General features: G+C 71.9%; 16 protein-coding genes. 7 read left to right on the plus strand and 9 right to left on the minus strand.

From position 1 onward, the window contains the following. Window positions 1-91: 91 nt before the first annotated feature. From ACZ7GX_RS34600 to ACZ7GX_RS34610, 3 genes are all read right to left on the minus strand, one after another. Window positions 92-1,165 carry a transporter substrate-binding domain-containing protein gene (locus ACZ7GX_RS34600; protein ID WP_498783056.1) on the minus strand — a complete coding sequence of 358 codons (1,074 nt, stop codon included), beginning with the start codon at window positions 1,163-1,165 and terminating at the stop codon, window positions 92-94. Next, complete coding sequence (locus tag ACZ7GX_RS34605; protein WP_498783058.1) at window positions 1,162-2,409, minus strand: GlnX family signal transduction membrane protein; 1,248 nt, start codon at window positions 2,407-2,409, stop codon at window positions 1,162-1,164. Before ACZ7GX_RS34605 ends, ACZ7GX_RS34600 begins: the two co-directional genes overlap by 4 nt. 264 nt (window positions 2,410-2,673) lie before the next feature. Continuing rightward, on the minus strand, window positions 2,674-3,114 hold the full coding sequence (locus ACZ7GX_RS34610) for a hypothetical protein (RefSeq protein WP_498783060.1): 441 nt from the start codon (window positions 3,112-3,114) through the stop codon (window positions 2,674-2,676). Between the two features lie 382 nt (window positions 3,115-3,496). On the opposite strand from ACZ7GX_RS34610, the gene ACZ7GX_RS34615 reads away from it, so the two are divergent. Then, window positions 3,497-4,723 carry a chymotrypsin family serine protease gene (locus ACZ7GX_RS34615; RefSeq protein ID WP_498783062.1) on the plus strand — a complete coding sequence of 409 codons (1,227 nt, stop codon included), beginning with the start codon at window positions 3,497-3,499 and terminating at the stop codon, window positions 4,721-4,723. Window positions 4,724-4,795: 72 nt separating this feature from the next. Here the strand turns inward: ACZ7GX_RS34615 and ACZ7GX_RS34620 are convergent, their stop codons facing one another. After that, complete coding sequence (locus tag ACZ7GX_RS34620; protein WP_498783064.1) at window positions 4,796-5,350, minus strand: RNA polymerase sigma factor; 555 nt, start codon at window positions 5,348-5,350, stop codon at window positions 4,796-4,798. A 103-nt stretch (window positions 5,351-5,453) separates the two neighbouring features. Here ACZ7GX_RS34620 and ACZ7GX_RS34625 point away from each other — a divergent pair, with 103 nt between their 5' ends. From ACZ7GX_RS34625 to ACZ7GX_RS34635, 3 genes are read left to right on the plus strand one after another with little or no spacing between them, the layout of a single operon-like run. Next, window positions 5,454-8,222, plus strand: a complete 2,769-nt coding sequence (locus ACZ7GX_RS34625; protein ID WP_498783066.1) for an AfsR/SARP family transcriptional regulator — start codon at window positions 5,454-5,456, stop codon at window positions 8,220-8,222. 13 nt (window positions 8,223-8,235) lie between these two features. Continuing rightward, entirely contained in the window at window positions 8,236-8,568 is a 333-nt protein-coding gene (locus tag ACZ7GX_RS34630) for a hypothetical protein (RefSeq protein WP_498783068.1), read from the plus strand. Then, on the plus strand, window positions 8,565-10,397 hold the full coding sequence (locus ACZ7GX_RS34635; RefSeq protein ID WP_498783070.1) for a RiPP maturation radical SAM C-methyltransferase: 1,833 nt from the start codon (window positions 8,565-8,567) through the stop codon (window positions 10,395-10,397). Before ACZ7GX_RS34630 ends, ACZ7GX_RS34635 begins: the two co-directional genes overlap by 4 nt. 49 nt (window positions 10,398-10,446) lie before the next feature. On the opposite strand, the gene ACZ7GX_RS34640 is transcribed toward ACZ7GX_RS34635, so the two are convergent. From ACZ7GX_RS34640 to ACZ7GX_RS34650, 3 genes are all read right to left on the minus strand, one after another. Further along, on the minus strand, window positions 10,447-12,264 hold the full coding sequence (locus tag ACZ7GX_RS34640; RefSeq protein WP_498783072.1) for a hypothetical protein: 1,818 nt from the start codon (window positions 12,262-12,264) through the stop codon (window positions 10,447-10,449). 220 nt (window positions 12,265-12,484) lie between these two features. Then, window positions 12,485-12,937, minus strand: coding sequence for a DMT family transporter (locus ACZ7GX_RS34645; RefSeq protein ID WP_498783074.1), 453 nt, complete (start codon window positions 12,935-12,937; stop codon window positions 12,485-12,487). After that, window positions 12,937-13,257, minus strand: coding sequence for a DMT family transporter (locus ACZ7GX_RS34650; protein ID WP_498783076.1), 321 nt, complete (start codon window positions 13,255-13,257; stop codon window positions 12,937-12,939). Before ACZ7GX_RS34650 ends, ACZ7GX_RS34645 begins: the two co-directional genes overlap by 1 nt. A 340-nt stretch (window positions 13,258-13,597) precedes the next feature. On the opposite strand from ACZ7GX_RS34650, the gene ACZ7GX_RS34655 reads away from it, so the two are divergent. Continuing rightward, window positions 13,598-13,954 carry a MerR family transcriptional regulator gene (locus tag ACZ7GX_RS34655; RefSeq protein ID WP_498783078.1) on the plus strand — a complete coding sequence of 119 codons (357 nt, stop codon included), beginning with the start codon at window positions 13,598-13,600 and terminating at the stop codon, window positions 13,952-13,954. Window positions 13,955-14,053: 99 nt separating this feature from the next. Here the strand turns inward: ACZ7GX_RS34655 and ACZ7GX_RS34660 are convergent, their stop codons facing one another. Continuing rightward, on the minus strand, window positions 14,054-15,322 hold the full coding sequence (locus ACZ7GX_RS34660) for a lysyl oxidase family protein (protein WP_498783079.1): 1,269 nt from the start codon (window positions 15,320-15,322) through the stop codon (window positions 14,054-14,056). Between the two features lie 212 nt (window positions 15,323-15,534). Further along, window positions 15,535-15,993, minus strand: a complete 459-nt coding sequence (locus ACZ7GX_RS34665) for a winged helix-turn-helix transcriptional regulator (protein ID WP_498783081.1) — start codon at window positions 15,991-15,993, stop codon at window positions 15,535-15,537. A gap of 82 nt (window positions 15,994-16,075) precedes the next feature. Here ACZ7GX_RS34665 and ACZ7GX_RS34670 point away from each other — a divergent pair, with 82 nt between their 5' ends. Together ACZ7GX_RS34670 and ACZ7GX_RS34675 are read left to right on the plus strand one after the other, a co-directional pair. Then, window positions 16,076-17,275 (plus strand): MFS transporter, encoded by a 1,200-nt coding sequence (locus ACZ7GX_RS34670; protein ID WP_498783083.1) that lies wholly within the window; start codon window positions 16,076-16,078, stop codon window positions 17,273-17,275. A 243-nt stretch (window positions 17,276-17,518) separates the two neighbouring features. Further along, a complete protein-coding gene (locus tag ACZ7GX_RS34675) occupies window positions 17,519-20,713 on the plus strand; it encodes a S8 family peptidase (protein WP_498783084.1) in 3,195 nt (1,064 codons plus the stop codon). The last annotated feature ends 54 nt before the right edge of the window (window positions 20,714-20,767 follow it).

The raw sequence follows: 20,767 nt of genomic DNA on the forward strand, positions 1-20,767 counted from the left end.
CTCGCGACCTGGACCGGCGCATGCCCGACCTGCCACCAAACCGTGAAACCGCTACACCGCAACAACTATCGACAAACCTAACAAAGCACTACTAGTCGATGTAGGCGATCGGTGGCAGCGGGAGCACCGGGCCCGGTTCGAGCCCCGCCGCCCGCACGTGCTCGCCGAACCACTTCTCGTGCGAGGCCCGCAGCGAGCCGTCCGCGCGCATCGCGGCGATCACGCCGTTGACGAACCGGACCAGGTCCTGGTGCTTGGCGCTGATCGCGACGCCCGCGGTGCCGCCGCCCTGGCCCGGCAGGTCGGTCAGCTCGGTGCCGGGATCCTGCAGCTGAAGACCTTGCAGGATCGGGAAGTCGGTGTAGACGGCGTCCACGAGGCCGCGTTGCAGCAGCATGAGGCACTCGCTGGAATCGGGGGTGGACACCGGCTTGACACCGGTGGTCCGCTGCGACTCGAGCAGGTCGACGATGCTCGTGGTGGCCGACGCGGCGCACACCTTCCGGTCGCGCAGCTCGTCCAGCGAGTCGCGCGCCTCGGCGCCCCGGCGGGTGAGCAGGCCCGCGTTCGTGGTGAGGTAGGGCGTCGAGTAGACGACGTCGTGGTTGTAGACGCGGTCGCAGGTCATCGTCACGTCGGCGACGACCATGTCGACGACCGGGACCTCCTCCAACGCCTGGTCGGCTTCCCTCACGGCGTTGTTCTTGTCGGTGTCGAGCGCCAGCAGCCTGCTGCCGGTGGGCATGGTGACCAGGCGCAGCATCGGGTCGTTGCGCTGGAGCGGACGGCCGAACAGCTCGGTCGCGAGCCGGTTGATCAGGTCGATCTCGAAGCCCTCCATCTCCCCCGTCACCTGGTCGCGGCGGCTGAGGAGCGGGGTGGTCTGGCTGACGCCGACGTCCAGGCCGTGCTCGCGGATCTCCGCGAGCGTCCCGCCGTCGAGCACGCTCGTGCCGTCGCCGAGGCCACCCGCGGGGTTGAGCGTGCGCGCCGGGTCGTACTTCGCCCTGCCCTCCGGCGTCGTGCACTCCGCCGGCAGCGAGGCCGGCTGCCCGGGGTCGCGGTAGCCGTTGGGCAGCACGGGATCGGCCGTCCGCTCGGCCGGTTGGGCGGGCTGGGCCGCGCAGCCCGCGAGCAGCAGGAGTGCCAGCAGCAAGCGCTTCATCGGTAGTACTCCGCGATCCGGGGCCGGAGCCCGGCCAGTGCCGCGATGGCCGCTCCCGCCATCAGCAGGGCGAAGACGACGTCCAGTCCGCTGATCCACGCGCGCGCTTCGGCGGTGGAGCGGGCGGAGGCGTTGGTGTAGGTGGAGATCGCCGCGGTGAGGTGCTCGTCCACCAGTTCGGCGGTCGACTTGCCCCGCTCGGGCGGCGTCACGAGCGCCACGGTCTCCGGGTAGGTCAGCCGCGAGTCGGTGGTGACCAGCGTGGCGTCCGCCTCGGTCCACTTCCGCGTCGCGTCGGCCGCCTGGTCGATGTGCTCCCGGTCGGTGGCCGATTCCGCCGCCCGCGCGATGAGCCCGGCGATGTCGGCGAGGTCCTTCCGCAACGCCTCCTTGTCGCCGACCGAGGGGTAGATCAGCAGTCGGGCCTCGTTGCCGTCCGCGGACCGGCCGACGTTGCGCGCCTCCGCGAGCGGCGCGACCACCTCCTCCCGGTTCCGGATGCTGTCCTCGGCGTGGCCGCTGGAGATCAGCAGCGGGACCGAGGTGACCAGGAGCGCGGCGCCGGTGAGCCCCGCGGCGACGATGAGGCCGGTGTTGTAGCGGCGCTTGGTGCGCCGGAAGAGGAACCTGTTCGACCAGTGCAGGACGCCCAGCACGGAGAACCCGAGCAGCCAGACGAGCCAGGACTGGCCGGTGGCGTCCTGCTGGGCCTCGGTGAGGTTCTCGATCTGCTCGCGGTGCAGGGCCGCCGCGTCTTCGAGGATCTTGCCGCGCGCCAGGAAGCTCGCCTGGTTCAGGTAGGAGGTGGCGACCGGGTGGCCCTCGCGGCCCGCGCTCCAGCCGCTCTCCACGAGCTGCACGTACTGCGGCACCAGGTCGGTGATGCGCTGGATGCGCTCGGCCGCGCTCCCACCGCCATCGCGCTCTGCCGCCGCGCGCAACGCGTCGAGTGCGTCGAAGACGTTCTCGCGCACCTTGTGCTGCAACTGCGGCGAGCGCTGCTGGTCGACCAGCAGCGCGTCGAGCGAGGTGGCGTCGGCGTCGGCGAACGCGCGGTAGACGTCGAGGGCCGCGGACGTGAGCACGCCGCGCCTCTCCACCGCGTCGTCCAGCATGTCCTGCCGGTCCTGCAGGACCAACCAGCCGATCAGCCCGAGCAGCAGCGCCGACGCGGACGTCAGCGCGGCGATCATGGTCAGCTTGCCTTCGGTGCGCCGGAGATAGGCGCGCAACTCCTTGCGCACGCTCGTTCGACACCTCCGCCCTCGATCGGCGCCGAGTGAATCACCCGGCGCCGTCCGGTGTCGGCGGAATCGGTGAAGTGCACACGTTCGGCCCCACCGCCGCGCTGCACGCCTGGAACGCCGTGAGGCCGAGGGTCACGTCCGTGCGGGCGTCCCCGAAGGAGGGCGGGCCGAGGTCGTCCTCCTTCGGGGATCGGCGTCACCGTTGGCGCGCATCGCGTTGCACGCGATCCGACGATCGCGGTCGCCGGCGCGGTGTCGGGGTCACCACCAGACGGTGGAGTTGCCCGCGGTGCAGGTGCCGTGCGGGTCGACCACGTAGCACGCCCGGAAGGCGCGGTTCGGGCTCGAACTCGTGGGGTAGGCCTGCGTGTAGTTGCGGCTGCCCGCGGTGTAGGTCGAGAAGTCGTCCGCGACCCGGTCCCCGTTCAGGTCGACCTCGAAGCGGATGAACTCCGGGCCGGTGTAGTTGAGGATCCGCCCCCAGCCGTACTGCGCGCCGCCACAGTTGCCGTAGCGCACCTGGACCAGCCGGTTGTCGACCGTGCGCTCCACCGCCGTGAGCGGGTTCGCGCACGTCGCCGGGTCGCTCCACCACGGAGCGGCGGCGCCGGCGGCAGATGCGGATGCGGTGGTGGCGGCGATCAGCGCCGCGGTCATGGCGGCGGTCGTCAGGGCAGCCGCCACCTTCGTCGTCTTCGTCATCGTTCCCCCTGTTGCCAGTTCGACGGGGGCGGTCGGCGCTGCGCCTGGATCTGCGGTCGTGCCCGGGCTTCCGCCACGTCGGCCGTGGTGTCGTCGCTCCCCACCGAGACGAACACCTCACCGCCCGTCCTCATGGTCGCACCACTGGTGGAGTATCGGCATCATCTCGTTCGGGTGAATACGCGCCCCACGATCACACAGCGCTACCCACTCCGGTCCCAGCCCCGGTCACGCCTCTTCCCGGAAGCCGCAGGTCCGGCGTTCGTTGCCGAACCCCGAGTCCCCGGGCGCGCGAGCACCACCTGTCGAATTCGCGGTATCCCCGCCCGCCCCGGCCGCATCTCCCCTGTGTCGGTTACACCGGTTGAAGGGGGAGAAGCTGATGCACAGATCCACACGGCGGCGCTTGACCGCCGCACTGGGCGGGGCGGTGGTCCTGGTGCTGGCGACCGCGGGCACCGCGCTCGCGGAGCCGGATCCGGACGGGAAGACCTTGGACGCGAAGCCGACGGGCACCGCGCCCTCCGGCACCTCGGCGGAGGGCGGGCCCGTGCCGGGCGGCTTCACGTCCTGGGGCGAGCTGCGCGCCATGCAGCAGAAGCTGAACGACGCCGCGGACCGCATCACGGCCGCGGACGACGACGGGCTGGCAGGCGTCGTCGCCGCGCCGGAGAACCGCGAACTGCGGGTGTACTGGGCGGGCAAGCCCTCGCCCGCCGTCGCGGACCTGCTGGCCGACGTGAACCGGGCGGTGCCGGTCAAGGTGCTGCCCGCCGCGCACAGCCACCGGTCGTTGCGGGCGGAGGCGGCCCGGCTCGTCCGGCAGCCCGGCGTCACGTCCGCCGCGCCGAAGGTCGACGGCAGCGGTCTGGTGCTCGGCGTCCGGGACCCGGCCGGCGCGCAGGCGCTGTCCGCCTCGGTCCCGCTCGACCAGGTCGCGTCGGCGCCCGAGCCGATGGCCTCGCGCGGCAACGACTCGCCGCCCTACTGGGGTGGCGCGCGTTGGAACGGCTGTTCCACCGGGTTCGCGGTGTGGCACGCCGGCGTCACGAAGATGCTGTCCGCCGGTCACTGCGGGGCCAACGGCCAAGGCGCGTACGACGGCGGTGGCGACTACATGGGGCCGATCGAAGGCGACGACAACGCCTACGACCGGTTGCTGATCAACACCTGGTCGTCGGGCCGGACCTACGACGGCGGCGTGGGCGTCAACGAGTTCTCCAAGCCCACGGCCGGCGCGGCGCGCAGCTACGTCGGGAACTGGGTGTGCGACTCCGGCGCCTACTCCGGCGCGCTGTGCGGCATCCAGGTGAAGTACACCAACGTCACCATCAACATCGGCTACCTCGTCTACCAGACGGTGTGGGCGGAGCAGGTCGACCACGTCGCGCCGGTGGGCAACGGCGACAGCGGCGGCCCGGTCTTCGACCTCACGTCGGACCACCTCCGGACGATCGCCAAGGGCACCAACACGGCGATCGACCTGTCCACGCAGGCGCCGTGCCGCGGTGTCCCGGAGGGCCCGAGCCGCCGGTGCGCGTGGCGGTTCTTCTACGTCGACGTCGTCAACTCGCTCAACGCGTACGGCGCGACCATCGTGACCGGTTGATCGCGCGCGATGGCGCCGGCGTCCCGTTCAGGCGCCGGCGCCATCACATCTCGACCGGAGCAGTGAGTGCCCTCAGTCCTCCAGCAGCGCGGCGATCGACGGGATGCGCCGAATCCTGGCCAGGCACCGCCTGCGGGTGGGGCCGATGGACCCGCGCGGGATGCCGAGGCTCTCCACGATGGTGTCGTAGGGCGTCGGCGGGTCGGAGAAGAGCAGCGAGAGGAGTTCGCGGTCGCGCGCCGGCAGCAGGGTGAGCGCCTCGCGCAGGGCTTCGTGCCGCTCGGCGTCGAGCAGGGACACGTCCGCGGCGGGCTCGGCCTCGTCCACCGGCTCGTCGGCGGTCGGCGTGTGGCGGTCCCTGGTCCGCATCAACCGGTAGCACTCCCTCCTGGTCGTGGTGGCGAGCCAGCCGGGCAGCGCCGCGGGCTCGCGAATGCTTCTCAGGTTCAGCACGAGGCGCAGCCACACGGTGGCCGCGACGTCGTCGGCGTCCACGCCCCTGATCCCGCTGCGCACGCACACGCTCCGGACCAGCGGTGTGTAACCGCGCACGATCTCCCGCCAGGCCGAGTCCCAACCGCGCGCGGCGTGGTCCAGCAGCAGCGAGTCCGATGTGTTGTGCCCCATGTCAGGCCCCTTTTTCGTGTGCCGGGTTCGTCGGTTCACGATTTCGGGTCGTCCTGCTCGGAGACCTTGCGGCGACCTTGCGGACGGACAACCATCGATCGATGTGGAATTCCGGTTGTTCGGTGAGGTGAGGTTGCTCGCGGGCGACCGGCCGCTGGACGTCGGAACCCCGCGGCAGCAGGCCGTGCTGGCCGCGCTCCTGGTGGACGCCGGCCGTCCGGTCGGCATCGAGACCCTCATCGACCGGGTCTGGGACGACCAGCCGCCCGTGGAGGCGCGCAACGTCCTGTACTCCCACCTCAGCCGCATCCGGCGGCTGCTGGCCACCGCGACCGAGCGCACCGGCGTCCGGGCCCGGCTGGAGCGCCGCAGCGCCGGGTACGTGCTCGACGTCGAGCCCGACCTCGTGGACCTGCACCGGTTCAGCCGGCTCACGGCGGGCGGCCAGGTCGAGGACGCGGCCCGCGCGGCGGCGTTGGCGGAGGCGCTGGGCCTGTGGCGCGGCCCGCCGCTGGCCGGGATCTCCGGCGACTGGGTCGACCGGGTCCGCGACAGCTGGCGGCGGCGCAGGCTCGACGCGGTGACCCGGTGGGCCGAGGTGCAGCTCCGGCTCGGGCGTCCTGACGCGGTGATCGCCGCGCTGCCCGACGTCCTGGCGGAGCACCCCCTCTCCGAGCCCCTGGAAGCGGTGTTCATGCGGGCGCTGCACGCCGTCGGGCGGGACGCGGAGGCGATCGAGCGCTTCGCCCTCATCCGGGCCAGGCTCGCCGACGAGCTGGGCGCCGATCCCGGCGCCGAGCTCCGCGCCCTGCACGCCGCCATCCTCCGCGGCGAGCTGCCGCCGTCCGACCGGGGCGGTTCGCCGGCGACGCCCGCTCAACTACCGCCCGACCTGCCGGGCTTCGCGGGCCGCGAGGAGGAGCTGCGGCTGCTGGACGACCTGGCGGGCGGGAGTGCGACGGCGGTCCGGATCGTCGCCGTGTCGGGCACGGCGGGCGTCGGCAAGACCGCGCTGGTGGTGCACTGGGCACACCGGGTGCGCGAGCGGTTCCCCGGCGGGCAGCTGTACGTGAACCTGCGCGGGTTCGACCCGACCGGGGCCCCGGTGACGCCCGCCGAGGCGGTGCGGCGGTTCCTGGACGCGTTCGAGGTGCCGCCGCAGCGGATCCCGGTCGGGTTCGAGGCGCAGGTCGGCCTGTGCCGCAGCCTGCTCGCGAACCGCCGGGTGCTGGTGGTGCTGGACAACGCGCGCGACGCCGAGCACGTGCGCCCGCTGCTGCCCGGGTCGCCGGCCTGCCTCGTGCTGGTGACCAGCCGGGACCAGCTGACCGGGCTGGTGGCCGACGGGGCCCGGTACCTGACCGTCGACCTGCTCGGCGCGGACGAGGCGCGGCGGCTGCTGGCCGGGCGGCTCGGCGCCGGACGGGTCGCGGCCGAGCCCCGGGCGGTGGACGAGATCGTCGCGCTGTGCGCCCGGCTGCCGTTGGCGCTCGCGGTGGTCGCGGCCCGCGCGACGACGCACCCGAAGTTCGGGCTGGCGGCGCTCGCTCGTGAGCTGCGCGCGGCGCGGGGTCGTCTCGACGAGTTCTCCGGCGCCGACCCGGCGACCGACCCCCGGGCCGTGTTCTCCTGGTCGTACCTCCAGCTCAGCCCCGACGCGGCCCGGCTCTTCCGGTTGACGGGCCTGCACCCCGGACCCGACCTCGGCACCCGTGCCGCGTCGAGCCTGGCCGGACTGCCGCCGCGCACGGTGCGCCGACTGCTGGCCGAGCTCTCCCACGCCCACCTCGTCACCGAGCACAGCCCGGGCCGCTACACCTGCCACGACCTGCTGCGCGCCTACGCCTCCGAACAGGCGCAGGCCCTCGACGCGGAGGACGACCGGCGGGCCGCCGTCCGCCGAACGCTCGGCCACTACCTGCACACCGCGGACCAGGCGGACCTGCTGCTCGACCCGCGCCGGGAGGAACCGGCCCCGCTGACCGCGCTCCCGCCGGGCGTCACGCCCGAGCCGGTCGCCGACCGCACCGAGGCGCTGGCCTGGTTCGACGCCGAGCACCGCGTGCTCCTGGCCGCGATCCACCAGGAGCCCGAGTTCGACGCCGAGGTGTGGGAGCTGGTCCGGTCGACCCGGCGGTTCCTCGCTCACCAGGGCCACTGGCAGGACGAGATCGACGCGCTGACCGTGGCGCTGGCCGCCGCACGACGGCTCGGCGACCCGCTGAAGCAGGCCTTCGCGCACTGCTACCTCGGCTGCACCTACGTGTGGTTCGGCGAGTACGAGGACGCGTGCGCCGAACTGGACCTCGCGCTGCGCCTCTACCGCGGGGCGGGCGACCGCGTCGGCGAGGCCTACGTCCGGTTCTACCTCTCGTGGTCGCTCGAACGGCAGGAGCGCAACGCCGAGGCGCTGGCGAACGCGGAGCAGGCGCTGGCGCTGTTCCGGGCGGCGGGGCACCAGGCGGGGCAGGCCAAGGTGCTCAACGCCGTCGGGTGGTTCCACGCGCTGCTCGGTGACCACGCGACGGCCATCGAGCACTGCCGCAAGGCACTCGACCTGCAAACGGAGCTCGGCGACCAGCTCGGCGCCGGCCAGACCTGGCACAGCCTCGGCTACACCTACCACCAACTAGAGGACCACGCCCAGGCGGTGGCCTGCTACCAGGCCGCGGTGGAGCTGTTCCGGGCGTCCGGCTACCGGATCAACGAAGCGCACGTGCTGTCGTCGCTGGGCGACGCGCACCACGACGCGGGCGACGTCGACGCCGCCCACGACGCGTGGCAGCGATCCGCCGACATCGTCGACCAGCTCGGCCACCCCGCCGGGCACGACACGCGCGCCAAGCTCGCCAAGTCCACATCGGACAGTTGAGAGGCACAGCACGATGACCGAACCCTTCATCACCGCAGAAGAAGTCGAAGAGCTCTTCGCGAAGCTCGAATCGCTGGAGCTGAGCGACCCGCAGCGCGCCCTGCTGTCGGCCATCCTCAAGGTCGCCGGCGACGTCACCGAGGTGGCGGAGGAGGCGGAGGAGCGTCCCTTCAGCGACCAGTTCGCCACGTCGTTCACGCCGCACCACGCCGCCCTGGTCGTCGCGTACGCGGCGTCCTCGAGCCTGATCAGCCGGGCCGCGCCCCCCTGCCCGCCCGTCCCGCCGGGCTCGGCGACGCCGGCCCTGATCAGCAGGAGCACCACGCCGGGCAGCTCGCAGCCGTGACCGCGCCGACGGTCCTGGTGTCGATGCCGTTCATGCAGGCCGATCGACCGTCGATCCAGTTAGGACTGCTGAAGGCCATCGGGGAGGCGGCCGGCTTCCCGGTGCGCACCCTGCACGCGAACCTCGACTTCGCGGCGCGGATCGGACCGGACTACTACCGGTTGCTCGCCGATCACCGGGGCAGGCAGGTCGGCGACTGGCTGTTCTCCGTGGCGGCGTTCGGCTCCTCGGCGCCGGACGCCGACGGCGCGCTGCCCGAGGAGTTCGCCGACGAGCTGACCTACCTGGCGGAAGGGTCCGAGTCGGTGCGCGACCGGCTGTTGCGCACGCGCGAGCACGACGTGCCCGCGTACCTCGACGCGTTGGTCGACGGGTTCGACTGGCACCGCACGGGAGTCGTCGGCTTCAGCTCGACGTTCCAGCAGAACACCGCGTCGTTCGCGTTGGCCCGGCGGCTGAAGGAGCGCTACCCCGACCTCGTCACGGTGTTCGGCGGCGCGAACTTCGACGGTGAGATGGGCCTCGAACTCGTGCGCTCGGTGGACTGCGTCGACTACGCGGTCATCGGTGAGGGGGACCGGGCTTTCCCCCTGCTGCTGGCCGCGTTGGCGACGGGAACCGACGTGGCCGGGATTCCCGGCGTCGCCCGCCGTGACGGCGACCGGGTGGTGGCGGCCACCCCGTCGCCACCACTCGACCGCCTGGACGACCTGCCCGCGCCGGACTACGGCGAGTTCTTCGAGCGGTCGGCCGCGCTGGGCCTGCCGACCACGCAGGTGTGGCTCCCGTTCGAGTCGGCGCGGGGCTGCTGGTGGGGAGCGAAGCACCACTGCACGTTCTGCGGCCTCAACGGCACGACGATGCGGTTCCGCACCAAGTCGCCGCAACGGGTGCTGGACGAGCTGGTCGGGCAGTCGCGGCGCTACCGCGCGTTCCGCTTCGAGGCGGTCGACAACATCCTCGACCCGGCTTACCTGAAGGAGCTGTTCCCCGCGCTGGCCGACGGGCGCCACGACTTCCAGATCTTCTACGAGGTCAAGGCCAACCTCACCAAGGAGCAGATCAAGGTCCTGGCGCGCGGCGGCGTCACGCACCTGCAGCCGGGGCTGGAGTCGCTCAGCTCGGACGTGCTGCGGCTGATGGACAAGGGCGTCCGGGCGGCGCAGAACGTCAACCTGCTGCGGTGGGCCCGGTACTACGGCATCGAAGTGGGCTGGAACATCCTGTGGGGCTTCCCCGGCGAGACCGAGGAGGACTACCTGGCCCAGGCGGCCGTCGTGCCGCACCTGGCGCACCTGCAACCGCCGGCGAGCGCGGCCGGGATCTGGCTCGAGCGCTTCAGCCCGCTCTACGCGCGACCGGACCGGTTCGGGCCGGCGCGCCGCGTGGTCGAGCCCAGCTACCGGCACGTGTACCCGGAGACGGTGGACCTCGCCCGGGTCGCCTACTTCTTCGATCACGAGTTCGCGGACGCCCTGCCGCCGTCCGCTTACGAGCCGTTGGCGAAGGCGGTCGCGGAGTGGTCGGCGGCGTGGTCGGGCAGCCGCCCGTCGCTCACGTTCCGGTCCACCCGCGGGTTCCTCCAGATCGACGACAGGCGGCAGCAGGGGCGTGACGGCACCTACACCTTCCACGACGCGCTCGCCGACATCTACCTCGCGTGCAGCGACCGTCCGACCACCGCTCCGGCCGTCCGCTCGGCGTTGGGCCTCGACCGGCCGGTGGCGGACGTCGAGGCCGCGTTCGCCCAGTTCGCGGAGCGCGGGCTCATGTTCCTGGACGGCCGCTTCGCGCTGTCCCTCGCGCTGCCGGCGACACCGGGCCGCTGACCGGTCGTCAGAGCCGGAACTCCGGTCGACCGGTCAGCGGCGGTCGGTCTCACGCGACGTTGAACGTGAAGAGGTTGCTGTAGTCGCTGTACCGTCCGTCGGCGTCGATCGCGTAGACGTCGAGATCGTGGTAGCCGCTGGTGGTCGGTGTCAGCGTGATCGTCGCGGTGCCGTCCGGGCCGGCCGGGACGTCGACGTACTCGCCCCAGTCGAGGGAGTAGCGGTAGGTCGAGACCTGGGTCCAGCCCGGCGGCGGGCTGAAGGTGAACGTGCCCGGCACGCCCACGCCCCCGGTCGGTTCGCCGCTGTCGGTGTACACGTCGGAGTGCACACCCGGCCCCGGGAAGAAGTAATGGGTCCAGGTCGCCGCGCCGGACGTCCAGCCGTCGGCGCTGCGACTGCTCGCGGTGACGGTGTGGCCCCTCGGGTCATCGGCCCGGAACGTGATCGTCGCCGTGCCGTCCGCGCCGGCCGCGACCACCTGCTGCTCCCCCGAATCGAGCCGGTAGACGAAGTCGACGGTGCGGTCGGCCAGGGCGGGCAGCGGCACGAACCGCAGGGTCACGTCCTGGTTCCACCGGGGTTCGTCGCCGACCAGGGTGATGGACGGGCTGCTGGCCGGGACGAACACGGAGTACTCGCTCGGCGCCGAGCGGTTGCCCGCGGCGTCGATCGACCACGCCGTGAGCTTCTGCGGGCCGGCGTTGGGCGGGACGAGGGTCGTCGTGGCCGTGCCGCCGGGGTGGTCCGCCCGGACCGCCTGGTCGCCGTCCAACGGGTCCGCGCAGATCAGCCGGCCCAGCTCCCCGTTGAAGCAGCCGGGCACCGGGATCGTGCTGCCCCACGTGTAGCCGAACCCGATCGTGTCGGCGTCACCGCGGGCGTCGAAGACGAACACGCCGTCCTCGCCCACGGGCGCCGTCGAGGAACCGTCGTTCGGCGGGTAGTTCGGGGAGGTGATCGCGGGTGCGGGCGGTTTCACCCCGTCGGCGACGAAGTGGCAGGGTGTCGACCAGGCGGACAGGTCGGCGCCGTCACCGGCGCGTGCCTGCCAGGAGTAGGTCCTCCCGTCGGCGAGCCCCGGGAAGCCCGCGCTGCCCACCCGGGTCGTGCTCGCGAACTGCGAGGCCTTCTCGGTCCGCGCGGTCGGGTCGTCCTGCGGCCACAGGGCGAAGTCGACGGTCAGGGAGCTCGGGCTCTGGTCGCCCGGGTCGCCGTCGGCGGCCAGCGCCTCCAGCGTCACGAACGAGGTGCTCAGCTTCGGGTAGGGAGGCGTGGTGGCGCACGGCTTGCCGGAGTTGTAGCGGTGCTGGTCCACAATGGACGGAGCCTGGTTGTGCTGCACGCTCAGCGCGGCTTTGTAGTACCCGTACAACGTCCGACCGTAGGTGGTGTCGCGTTCGAGCGGCGCCGGCACGGCGACCTCCACCGTGATCCGGGACTCGTTACGCGCCGACGCGTCCCGCACCGCGGCCGCGACGTCGAACGACGGGTAGGACAGGCACACCCCGGTCGCGGTGAAGTCGTCCAACCACCGCTCGCGCCTCGGCGCGTCCGCCCACGTGGGATCACCGGTGACCGGCGCGGTCTGCCACACCTCGATCGCGCGCTTGGCGCAGTCGGCCGTCGAGCTCTCCTGGATGTAGAGCTTCGCGCCGAGGATCCGGGCCCCGGCGAACTGCGCGACGTCGAACGTCAGGTAGACCCGCGAGACGTGCAGTCGACCGTCCCGCGTCGAGGCGCCCAACGGCGCGTCCTGGTCCTGCCACGGGAACGCGGTGTGACGCTTCGCGGAGTCGGTGTAGGAAGCCAGCACCGGGTACGACCGCGTGGAGTGAGGCGCCGCCTCCGCGGTCGTGGCAACCATGCCCGATGCCACTATCGCGGTACCCAACAGCGCGGCCAGGGCTCTTCGTGGTAACAAGGTTCCCCCCTCGATCGGCCTGCGAGCTTCCTCGCGGCAAGGCCGAACGCCAATGCTGCCCCGCGCACGACCCGCCCGTCCGAGGTTCGGTCGCGGTTGTCCCTTTCGCTCCAAGGGGGTTACGGCGATCGGCGCACGGCGACAGCCGGGCGTGCCGCGGTCGTCAAAGCCGGGCAGGCCGCTCGGTCCGCGTTCGCTCGGGGCTGTCGGAGAGCTTGAGCCAGACGACGCCCCCGATGATCACGGTGAGCCAGAAGGCCTTGACCGGGGTCAGGGTCTCCCCGAAGAAGACGGGGCCGAGCAGTGCGGCTCCGACGGCGCCGATGCCGGCCCAGACGGCGTAGCCGATGCCTACGTCGATGGTGCGCAGGGCGAGGCTGAGGGCGAAGAGCGTCAGCAGGAAGAAGACGACCGCGACGAGCGACCAGGACAGCACGGTGAAGCCGTGGCTGCCTCCGACGGAGAGGGCGTATCCGACCTCGAAGGCCCCGGCGAGGAGGAGCACCAGCCATGCCCGTGCCCGGTCACGGCGGGCGGTGGCGGTTTCGTCGGTCATGTGAGGTCCTTCCTGACGATCGATTTCGAGGTGGCGTGGTGCGGGGCTGGTGTCGGTCATCAGGCTGCTCCGCTGAGTTGGAGGCCGACGACCCCGGCGATGACGGCGGCGATGCCGAGGAGCTTGCGCCAGTCGAGACGTTGTCCGAAGAAGAGGGCGCCGAGGACGACGATCCCGACGCCTGCGACGGAGGTCCAGATCGCGTAGCCGACGCCGACGTCGAAGGTCAGCAGCGCCAGGCTGAGGAGGTACGTGGCGATGCCGCCGCTGACCAGCGTGGCGACGGTCCAGGCAGGCCGGGTGAAGCCTCGGGCCTTGCCTGCGGCGACGGCGACGGCGATCTCGAAGACGACGGCGATGCCGAGGTAGAACCAGTGCATGGCGGGTGACCTTTCATCGAGGTGAGTCACGAGCAGGTGGTGACGTCGGAGCGGTGCAGCTGCCCGCCGGACGGAAGCCCTCAGGCTCGACATGGCGGACGCCGATCTCCACGAGGTCGGCAGTCAGGGCCCCGAACCGGGTCGAGTCCGGGCTCCCCGGCCGGGCCCTGGTCCAGGGCGTGCCGGGCGCCGGACGGAGTCCGACCACGCGTGGATCCGGGCATTCACGGTGACCTCCGGCTCCCCGGGCGCCCCTGCCGGGCGCGGCCCCGCAATCGTGAAACTTCACACCGGTGTCAACTGCAAGAATGGGAGGCGGCGGACAGCGTCAGGAGGTCTCATGCGCATCGGTGAGCTAGCGGATGCGAGCGGCGTCAGCACCCGGTCCCTGCGGTACTACGAGGAGCACGGGCTGATCCGCTCCGAGCGCACCCCCGGTGGGTGGCGCGACTTCGACGACTCCACGGTCGAGCGGGTCGTCCTGATCCAGCACCTGTTCGCCGCCGGCCTGGCCAGCGCCACCGTGAAGGAGCTGCTCCCCTGCCTGGAGGCCACGCCCGAAGAGCGCACCGGCGTCATGGAGCAGTTGCTCGCCCAGGAGGTCGAACGCCTCGAGGCCAAGCGGCGCGACATCGATCGCGAGCTCGAGACCCTGCAGGCGCTCCGCCGCGAAACGGCCGTGCCCGCGGACGCGTGACCTGCCCGGACGAGTTCGGGCCGCTGAACCTGTCCCCGACGTCCGCGAGACGGCGCCGAACAGACGGGGCAACGTCGCCGGATGTTCCGTCGACGCGGGTCAGGTGCAGGGCTCGGCCGGGCTGCCCAGTGCCGCCGTCGGGGTGCCGGTGGCGAGACCGGTCAGCGTGATCGGTACCCGCACGCAGTTGTCGTTCTCCTCCGACTCGTGCAGCCTGTTCCCGGGGTCGACCCGCGTGACGAGTGCGTACGTGCCGTCCCCCAGCCCGCTGACCTCGATCATCTGGTCGGGCAGCGCCCACCAGTACTCGTCCGCCCAGCCCCTGGCGATGCCGTTCTTGAACGCGTCGACCCCCGGCGGCGAGTCCGGTTCGGGGTCGAAGCAGCGTGGTGCCGGGTAGCTCTGCGGCGCGTTGCCCTTCCGGTCCCACCACGCCAGCTCGGTGTCGGCCATGCAGAAGCCGTTCTTCTTGCCGGTGGCAACGGGTGCGGTCCCCGTCGGCCGCCCGGCCGCGTCCACCGCCCACAGCTCGGAGACGGAGAAGTCCTCGAAGTGGTAGTGGGAGTGGATCGGGTGGTAGTGCATCGCGCCCACGGACGGGACGTCGGTGAACGTCCCGTCGGAGCGGTGGATGCGCTGGGCCCCGGGCACCTCGTCCGGCCGCTCGCCGGCGGGCGTGCGGTAGCGGACGTCCACCGGGCCGTCGCCGGTGTTGACCATCGCCTGGCCGAACCGCAGGCACAGCCGCGCGTCCCGCTCGTCGACCTCGCTGCGGAAGCACGACGAGCCCGGCTCGGCCGAGTCACCGAAGAACGGGGGCGGCGTGTCGAAGGTCGCGAACCGCTGCGGCAGCGCCTCCAGGTCGGGCAGCAGGTCGCGCGGCGCCGGTTCGAGCCGCGAGTCCTCGTTCTCCACCGCGCCCTCGTACCGGACGGTGGACGACGCCAGCTCCGGCACGAACGGGTTCTGGAAGACGTAGACGGTGTAGCGGGCGGTGAGCTTCGGCAGCCACACCGACCGGGAGGTGCCGATCTGGGCGTCGGCAAGACCGACCCGACGACCGTTCCGGTAGACGGCGAAGCCCAGGCTGTCGTCGGGCGTCGCGCCGACCGTGCGGATCGCCACCTCGACCCCACCGGGCCGGTCCCGCAGCCGCACGGGCAGCCGAACCGCCACCTCGACCCGGTCGCACCCCACGGGCCGGCACTCAGGCACGTCCCGCACCCGCGGGTCGTCCCGAACCAGCCGGCCGCGCCAGGTCGCCGACCGATCCGAGTCGACCACCACCCCCTGACCGCGCGCGGCGGCGGGAGCCACGAAGGCCAGCAGCAGGACCACCACCGACACGACCACGCCCGCACTCCTCATGCTGATCAGCGTCCGCCGCGGCGGCCCGGCTGTCAGCCCTTGGGCCCCGATCGGGTGTGCCGCCGAACGGTGACACCCGACCCGGCGACCGGGCATTCCTCGCGGCACCGCTGCACCGACTCGCGGCCCCCACGCTTCGTCGACTCCGACTCCCGGTGCGCCCGCCGCGGCTCGGCTGGAGTCCGCGTCGGCCGGAGCCGGAGCGCCACGTTCTAGCGGACCTTCCGGACGTGGGTGTTGCCGGTGCCGAGGAGGGTCCCGTCGGCACTGGTCGGCGCGATCTCCGGCACCGGGGCGCCGTGCTCGTCGAGCAGGACGGAGTGGGCCTCACCAGGGGCGAAGGCGTGGCGTTGCCCCCACTGCCGCAGGGTGAGGATGACCGCGAAGAGGTCTCGACCGGAGTCGGTGAGCACGTACTCCCGGCGGCGGCCCGACGGTGCGGCGCACTGGGCGAGGAGCCCGTGAGCGGTGAGCTTGCGGAGGCGGTCGGCGAGGATGTTGCGGGCGATGCCGGTGCGTCGCTGGAACTCGGTGAACGACCGCACCCCGTCCATCGCGTCGCGGATGACCAGAAGGCTCCACCTGTCGCCGACGAGGTCGAGCGTGCGGGCGACGGGGCATTCGGGGTCGGTCCAGCCAGGGGTCGGAGCGCTCATGGCGGTGCGGGACATGACACCTCCCACTGAGTTGCGAATTGAAACCATTGTGCCGTACGGTCCGATTGGTTGCAAACTGCTACTAATTGGGAGTCTCATGGACGTGTGGCGACGGTTGTTGCTCGCGGTGGCGTGTGGTGTCGCGGTGGCGAGCATCTATGCCGCGCAACCGGTTCTGACGCCGATGGGACGAGATCTCGGTGTGTCGGCGGAGTCCACGGGGTGGATCGTCGCGATCGGCCAGGTCGGCTACCTGGCAGGGCTGGTGCTGTTGGTGCCGCTTGGTGATGTGGTCGACAGGCGCCGACTCATCGCCGTCCACCTGGCGCTCACCGCGGTGGGCCTGCTCCTCACGGCCTCGGCGGCAGCCGCGTGGATGGCGCTCGCGGGGCTCGCGGCGGCCGGGGTGTTCGCAGTCGTGGTGCAGACCGCGGTGGCCTACACCGCGTCGGTCTCGCCGCCCGCCGAACGCGGACGGAACATCGGCGTCGTGACTTCGGGCGTTGTGGTCGGCATCCTGAGCGCGCGGGTCGTCGCCGGCGCGCTCGCCGACGTGTGGGGCTGGCGGAGCGTCTACGCCGTGCTCGCGATGCTGTCACTCGGGCTCGCGGCCCTGGTCCTCGCCGTGCTGCCGGCAGAGGAGCGCCCCCACCGACCCTCGGGGTACCGGAGGGCCGTCGCCTCACTCGGCGGACTGTTCGGGCAGCGCGCCCTCCTGACGCGCGGGCTCATCGCGTTCTTCTTGTTCGCGTCGTTCGGAACCCTGTGGAGCGGGCTGTCCCTGCCGCTGGCAGACACGCCGTGGCAGCTGAGCGAGAGCCACATCGGGCTGCTCGGCGTCGCCGGGCTCGCCGGCGCGCTCGGCGCGGCACGCGCTGGGCGCTGGGCGGATGCGGGACGGGCGGCGCCGGTCACCGGTCTCGCCCTCGGCCTGCTCATCCTCTCGTGGGCTGTGATCGCGCAGCTGCCCTGGTCGTTGTCGCTCCTCATCGTCGGAATCGTGGTCCTCGACTTCGCGGTGCAGGCCGTGCACGTGAGCAACCAGCACCTGCTCACCGCCGCGTACCCCGATCGCACCAGCAGCGCCATCGGCGGCTACATGGTCTTCTACTCGCTCGGCTCCGCCCTCGGCGCCGCCACAACCACCGCCCTCTACACCGCCCACGGCTGGGTGGGCTCCAGTCTCGCCGGGGCCGGCTTCGCGGTTGGCGCGCTCGTCGTCTGGGCCACCGGCAGGCAGCTGCCGATCGATGACGCGCACCCCCGATCCCGAGAAAGCAGGCACGCGAAGACCTGAGACTCCGACTTGTCGCATCCCCTCCGCCACGCAGTCGCAACGTCCGCGAGCGTGCCAACGCCTTCGCCTTGCTGCACCGGCCACCCCTGAGCGAGCAGGACAGGGACGTGGAGATCCTGGACCACGATCGCCCGTACGACGTCACGCAGTGGCGATTGTCGAGCGGCGAGCAACCCGACAGTCCTCGCCCGGCGTCTTGACCTCCGACTGGAGCAGTGGACGCACAGACGGGAGAAGGACTCGATGAGGCACAAACGGGTGCGGTTCGGCCTGGTGACGTCCTTAGTGGTCGCAGCGGGAACAGCGACGGCGGGAGCGGGGTACCCGGCCGCCGCGGCGTCCACGCCGGAGCTGACGCCGACCGGGCCGGAGATCACGTTGCTGACGGGCGACGCGGTGGTCCTCGGCGGACCGCAGGGAGCGCAGGTGCGGGCGGCCGAGGGCCGCGAGCACGTCACCTTCTACATCAGCAGGGACGAGCACGGGGACACGCACGTCGTCCCGGAGGACGCCGTTCCCCTGCTGTCCCGCGGCACGCTGGACCCCGACCTGTTCAACGCGAGCGCACTGGCCGAACTCCCCGGCGACCGGCTGCCGCTGATCGTCGACCACGCCGGCCCGACGCCACGCAGCGCGGCCGCAGTGGTCAGCCGTGAGCTGCCGGCCATGGGTGCCACCGCGGTCTCGGTGGAACGGTCCGGCGCGTACTGGCCGGTCGCGAGATCCGCCGAGCGCGTCTGGCTCGACGAGCCGGTGCGGGCGAGCCTGGACCGGTCGACCGCGCAGATCGGGGCGCCGCGGGCGTGGGCGGCCGGGCACACCGGAGCCGGTTCGACGGTCGCGGTGTTGGACAGCGGGATCGACGCCGAGCACCCCGACCTGGCCGGCGCGATCTCGGGTGAGCAGAACTTCACCGACAGCGACAGCGTTTCCGACCGGTACGGTCACGGCACGCATGTGGCCTCGACCATCACCGGGGACAACGAGAGGTATCCCGGTGTCGCACCGGGTGCCAAGTTGCTCAACGGCAAGGTTCTCGACGACGACGGGTGGGGCTCGACCTCGGGGATCATCGCCGGCATGGAGTGGGCCGCGGCCAACGGCGCCGACGTGGTCAATATGAGTTTCGGCGGCCTGCGTCCCAGTGACGGCACCGATCCGCTGTCGCAGGCCGTCGACCGGATCACCGCGGAGACCGGTGTGCTCTTCGTGGTCGCGGCCGGCAACTTCGGTGAGCAGGTCCCGGGTCCCGGCGCCGCGGCGGCCGCGCTGACCGTCGGGGCGGTGCACCGGGACGAGCGGCTCGCCAACTTCTCCAACCGCGGCCACGTCAACGGCGTCATCAAGCCGGACATCACCGCACCCGGCTCGGAGATCGTGGCGGCGAAGGCGGGCGGTGGTCATGTCGCGCAGTCCGGCACGTCGATGGCCGCACCGCACGTGGCCGGCGCGGCGGCGATCCTGGCCGCTCAGCACCCGGGTTGGGCCGCCGGTCAGCTGAAGGCGGCGCTCATGGGCAACGCCAAGCCGAACGACGGGCTGACGGTGTTCGAGCAGGGCGCCGGTCGGGTGGATGTCGAGAAGTCCTCGATGTCCACGGTGTTCGCGTCGGTGGGGAGTTTGAGCCTCGGCGTTCAGCAGTGGCCGCACGACGATGACGAGCCGATCGCGAAGTCCGTCACCTACACCAACACCGGCGCCGAGCCGGTGACGTTGGACTTCGCCGCGAAGGTCTCGGATTCCGGCGGATCCCCCGCGCCGGCCGGGATGTTCACGTTCGACCCGGTGAGGCTGACCGTCCCGGCGGGGGCACAGGCGACCACGACCATCACCACCGACACCAGGACCCACGGGGCGGACGGCGTCTACAGCGGAGCCTTCACCGCGACCGGTGGCGGCCAGGACGTGCGCACCCCGATCACGGTGCACCGGGAGGTCGAGCACCACGACGTGACGTTCAAGGTCGTCGACCACGACGGCGCGCCGACCGCCGAGTACAGCGTTCGCCTGGGGAACGTCGCCCCGGAGGCGCACTACCCCAGGGTGTACCGGCCGTACGACGAGTCGGGCACCACCAGGGTCCGGCTGCCGAAGGGTGAGTACCTCCTCTTCGGCACCATCCTCAAGCGCAGCGGGGAGGACTACCTCAACGCCGAGATCGTCGAGCCGGCGTTCACGGTCACCGGTGACGCCGAGATCGTCCTCGACGCACGCGAGGCCGAACCGGTCGGTGTCCGGACGGACGAGCCGAACGCGAAGCCGGGCAAGGGATGGGTCTCCTTCTCGCGGGAGACGACGTGGGGTCGACAGGGGGTCATCGTCAGAGGGCAGAAGACCGCCTTCGACACCATGACCATCCGGCCGTCGACCACCGGGGAAGGGACGTTCAGGTTCGGGGTGGAGGCGCACTTGGCGCAGTGGAACGGGACGTCGTTCGACGGCAGCCCGTACCTCTACCACGTGCGGCACGTCGTGCCCGACGTCGTGCCACCGTCACCGCGGTGGACCTTCCACGACCGCGACCTCGCGAAGGTGCGCTCCACCCACGCCCAGACCACGCCCGGCACGGTCGGACGTCGCGACTGGCTCATGCACCTGCCGCTGCCGGGCGCGTTGACCGAGTACTTCACCCCGGAGGTCGACTGGCAGTGGGAGCTCGAGTTCGTCGAGGTTCCCGAGGGCCAACCGGACTTCGCGGCGACCAGCAACCGGCAGGTCGCGCCGCTGACCTTCCAGCGCGGCCGGACCACCACGATGCGGTGGGGCGTCGGCGTGTTCGGCCCGGGCTTCGCATCGTCGGAGTACTGGTCGCCGATCAACAACGCGGTGCGGGACTCCGACGGCGACGGCACCAACATCCTGCGCCTCTCCCTACCTCTTGGCAGCGACCAGGACGGTGGGCGCATCGGCTACACGGGATCCGGCACTTTGACCCTCCTGCGCAACGGCGAGGTCATCGGCGAGAACCCGGAACCCGGCAACCTCTTCTTCGTCGTCGAGCCGGAACGCGCGGAGTACACCGTCCGCTCGAAGTCCGACCGGCCGCACAGCCGGCTCTCCACCCGGATCAGCGCCGAGTGGACGTTCACGTCGGAGTACAGCGCCGAGCCCGTCCCCCTGCCGTTGCTGGCGGTGCGGTACGCGCCGAACCTCGACAACCACAACGCCGCGTCGGCGGGACGGCCGTTCACGTTCCCGGTGTACGTGCAGCGCAACGGAAGCGCGGACCTCGTCGGCGTGAGCCCGCCGGCTATCGAGGTCTCCTACGACGACGGCACGACCTGGCGGCCGGCGACCGTGAAACGTGACCGCGACCAGTGGCAGGCCACGGTCCACCACCCGGCCGGCGCGGACTTCGTCTCGCTGCGGTCGAGCGTGTCCGACTCGGCCGGCTCCTCGCAACGGCAGACGATCATCAGGGCATATGCCCTGAAGTAGGGCTGTGCCCTACCGCACAGCGACCTCCGCCGGATCAAAGTACCCGGCGGCCAC

Source organism: Actinosynnema sp. NPDC037264 (assembly GCF_055603705.1).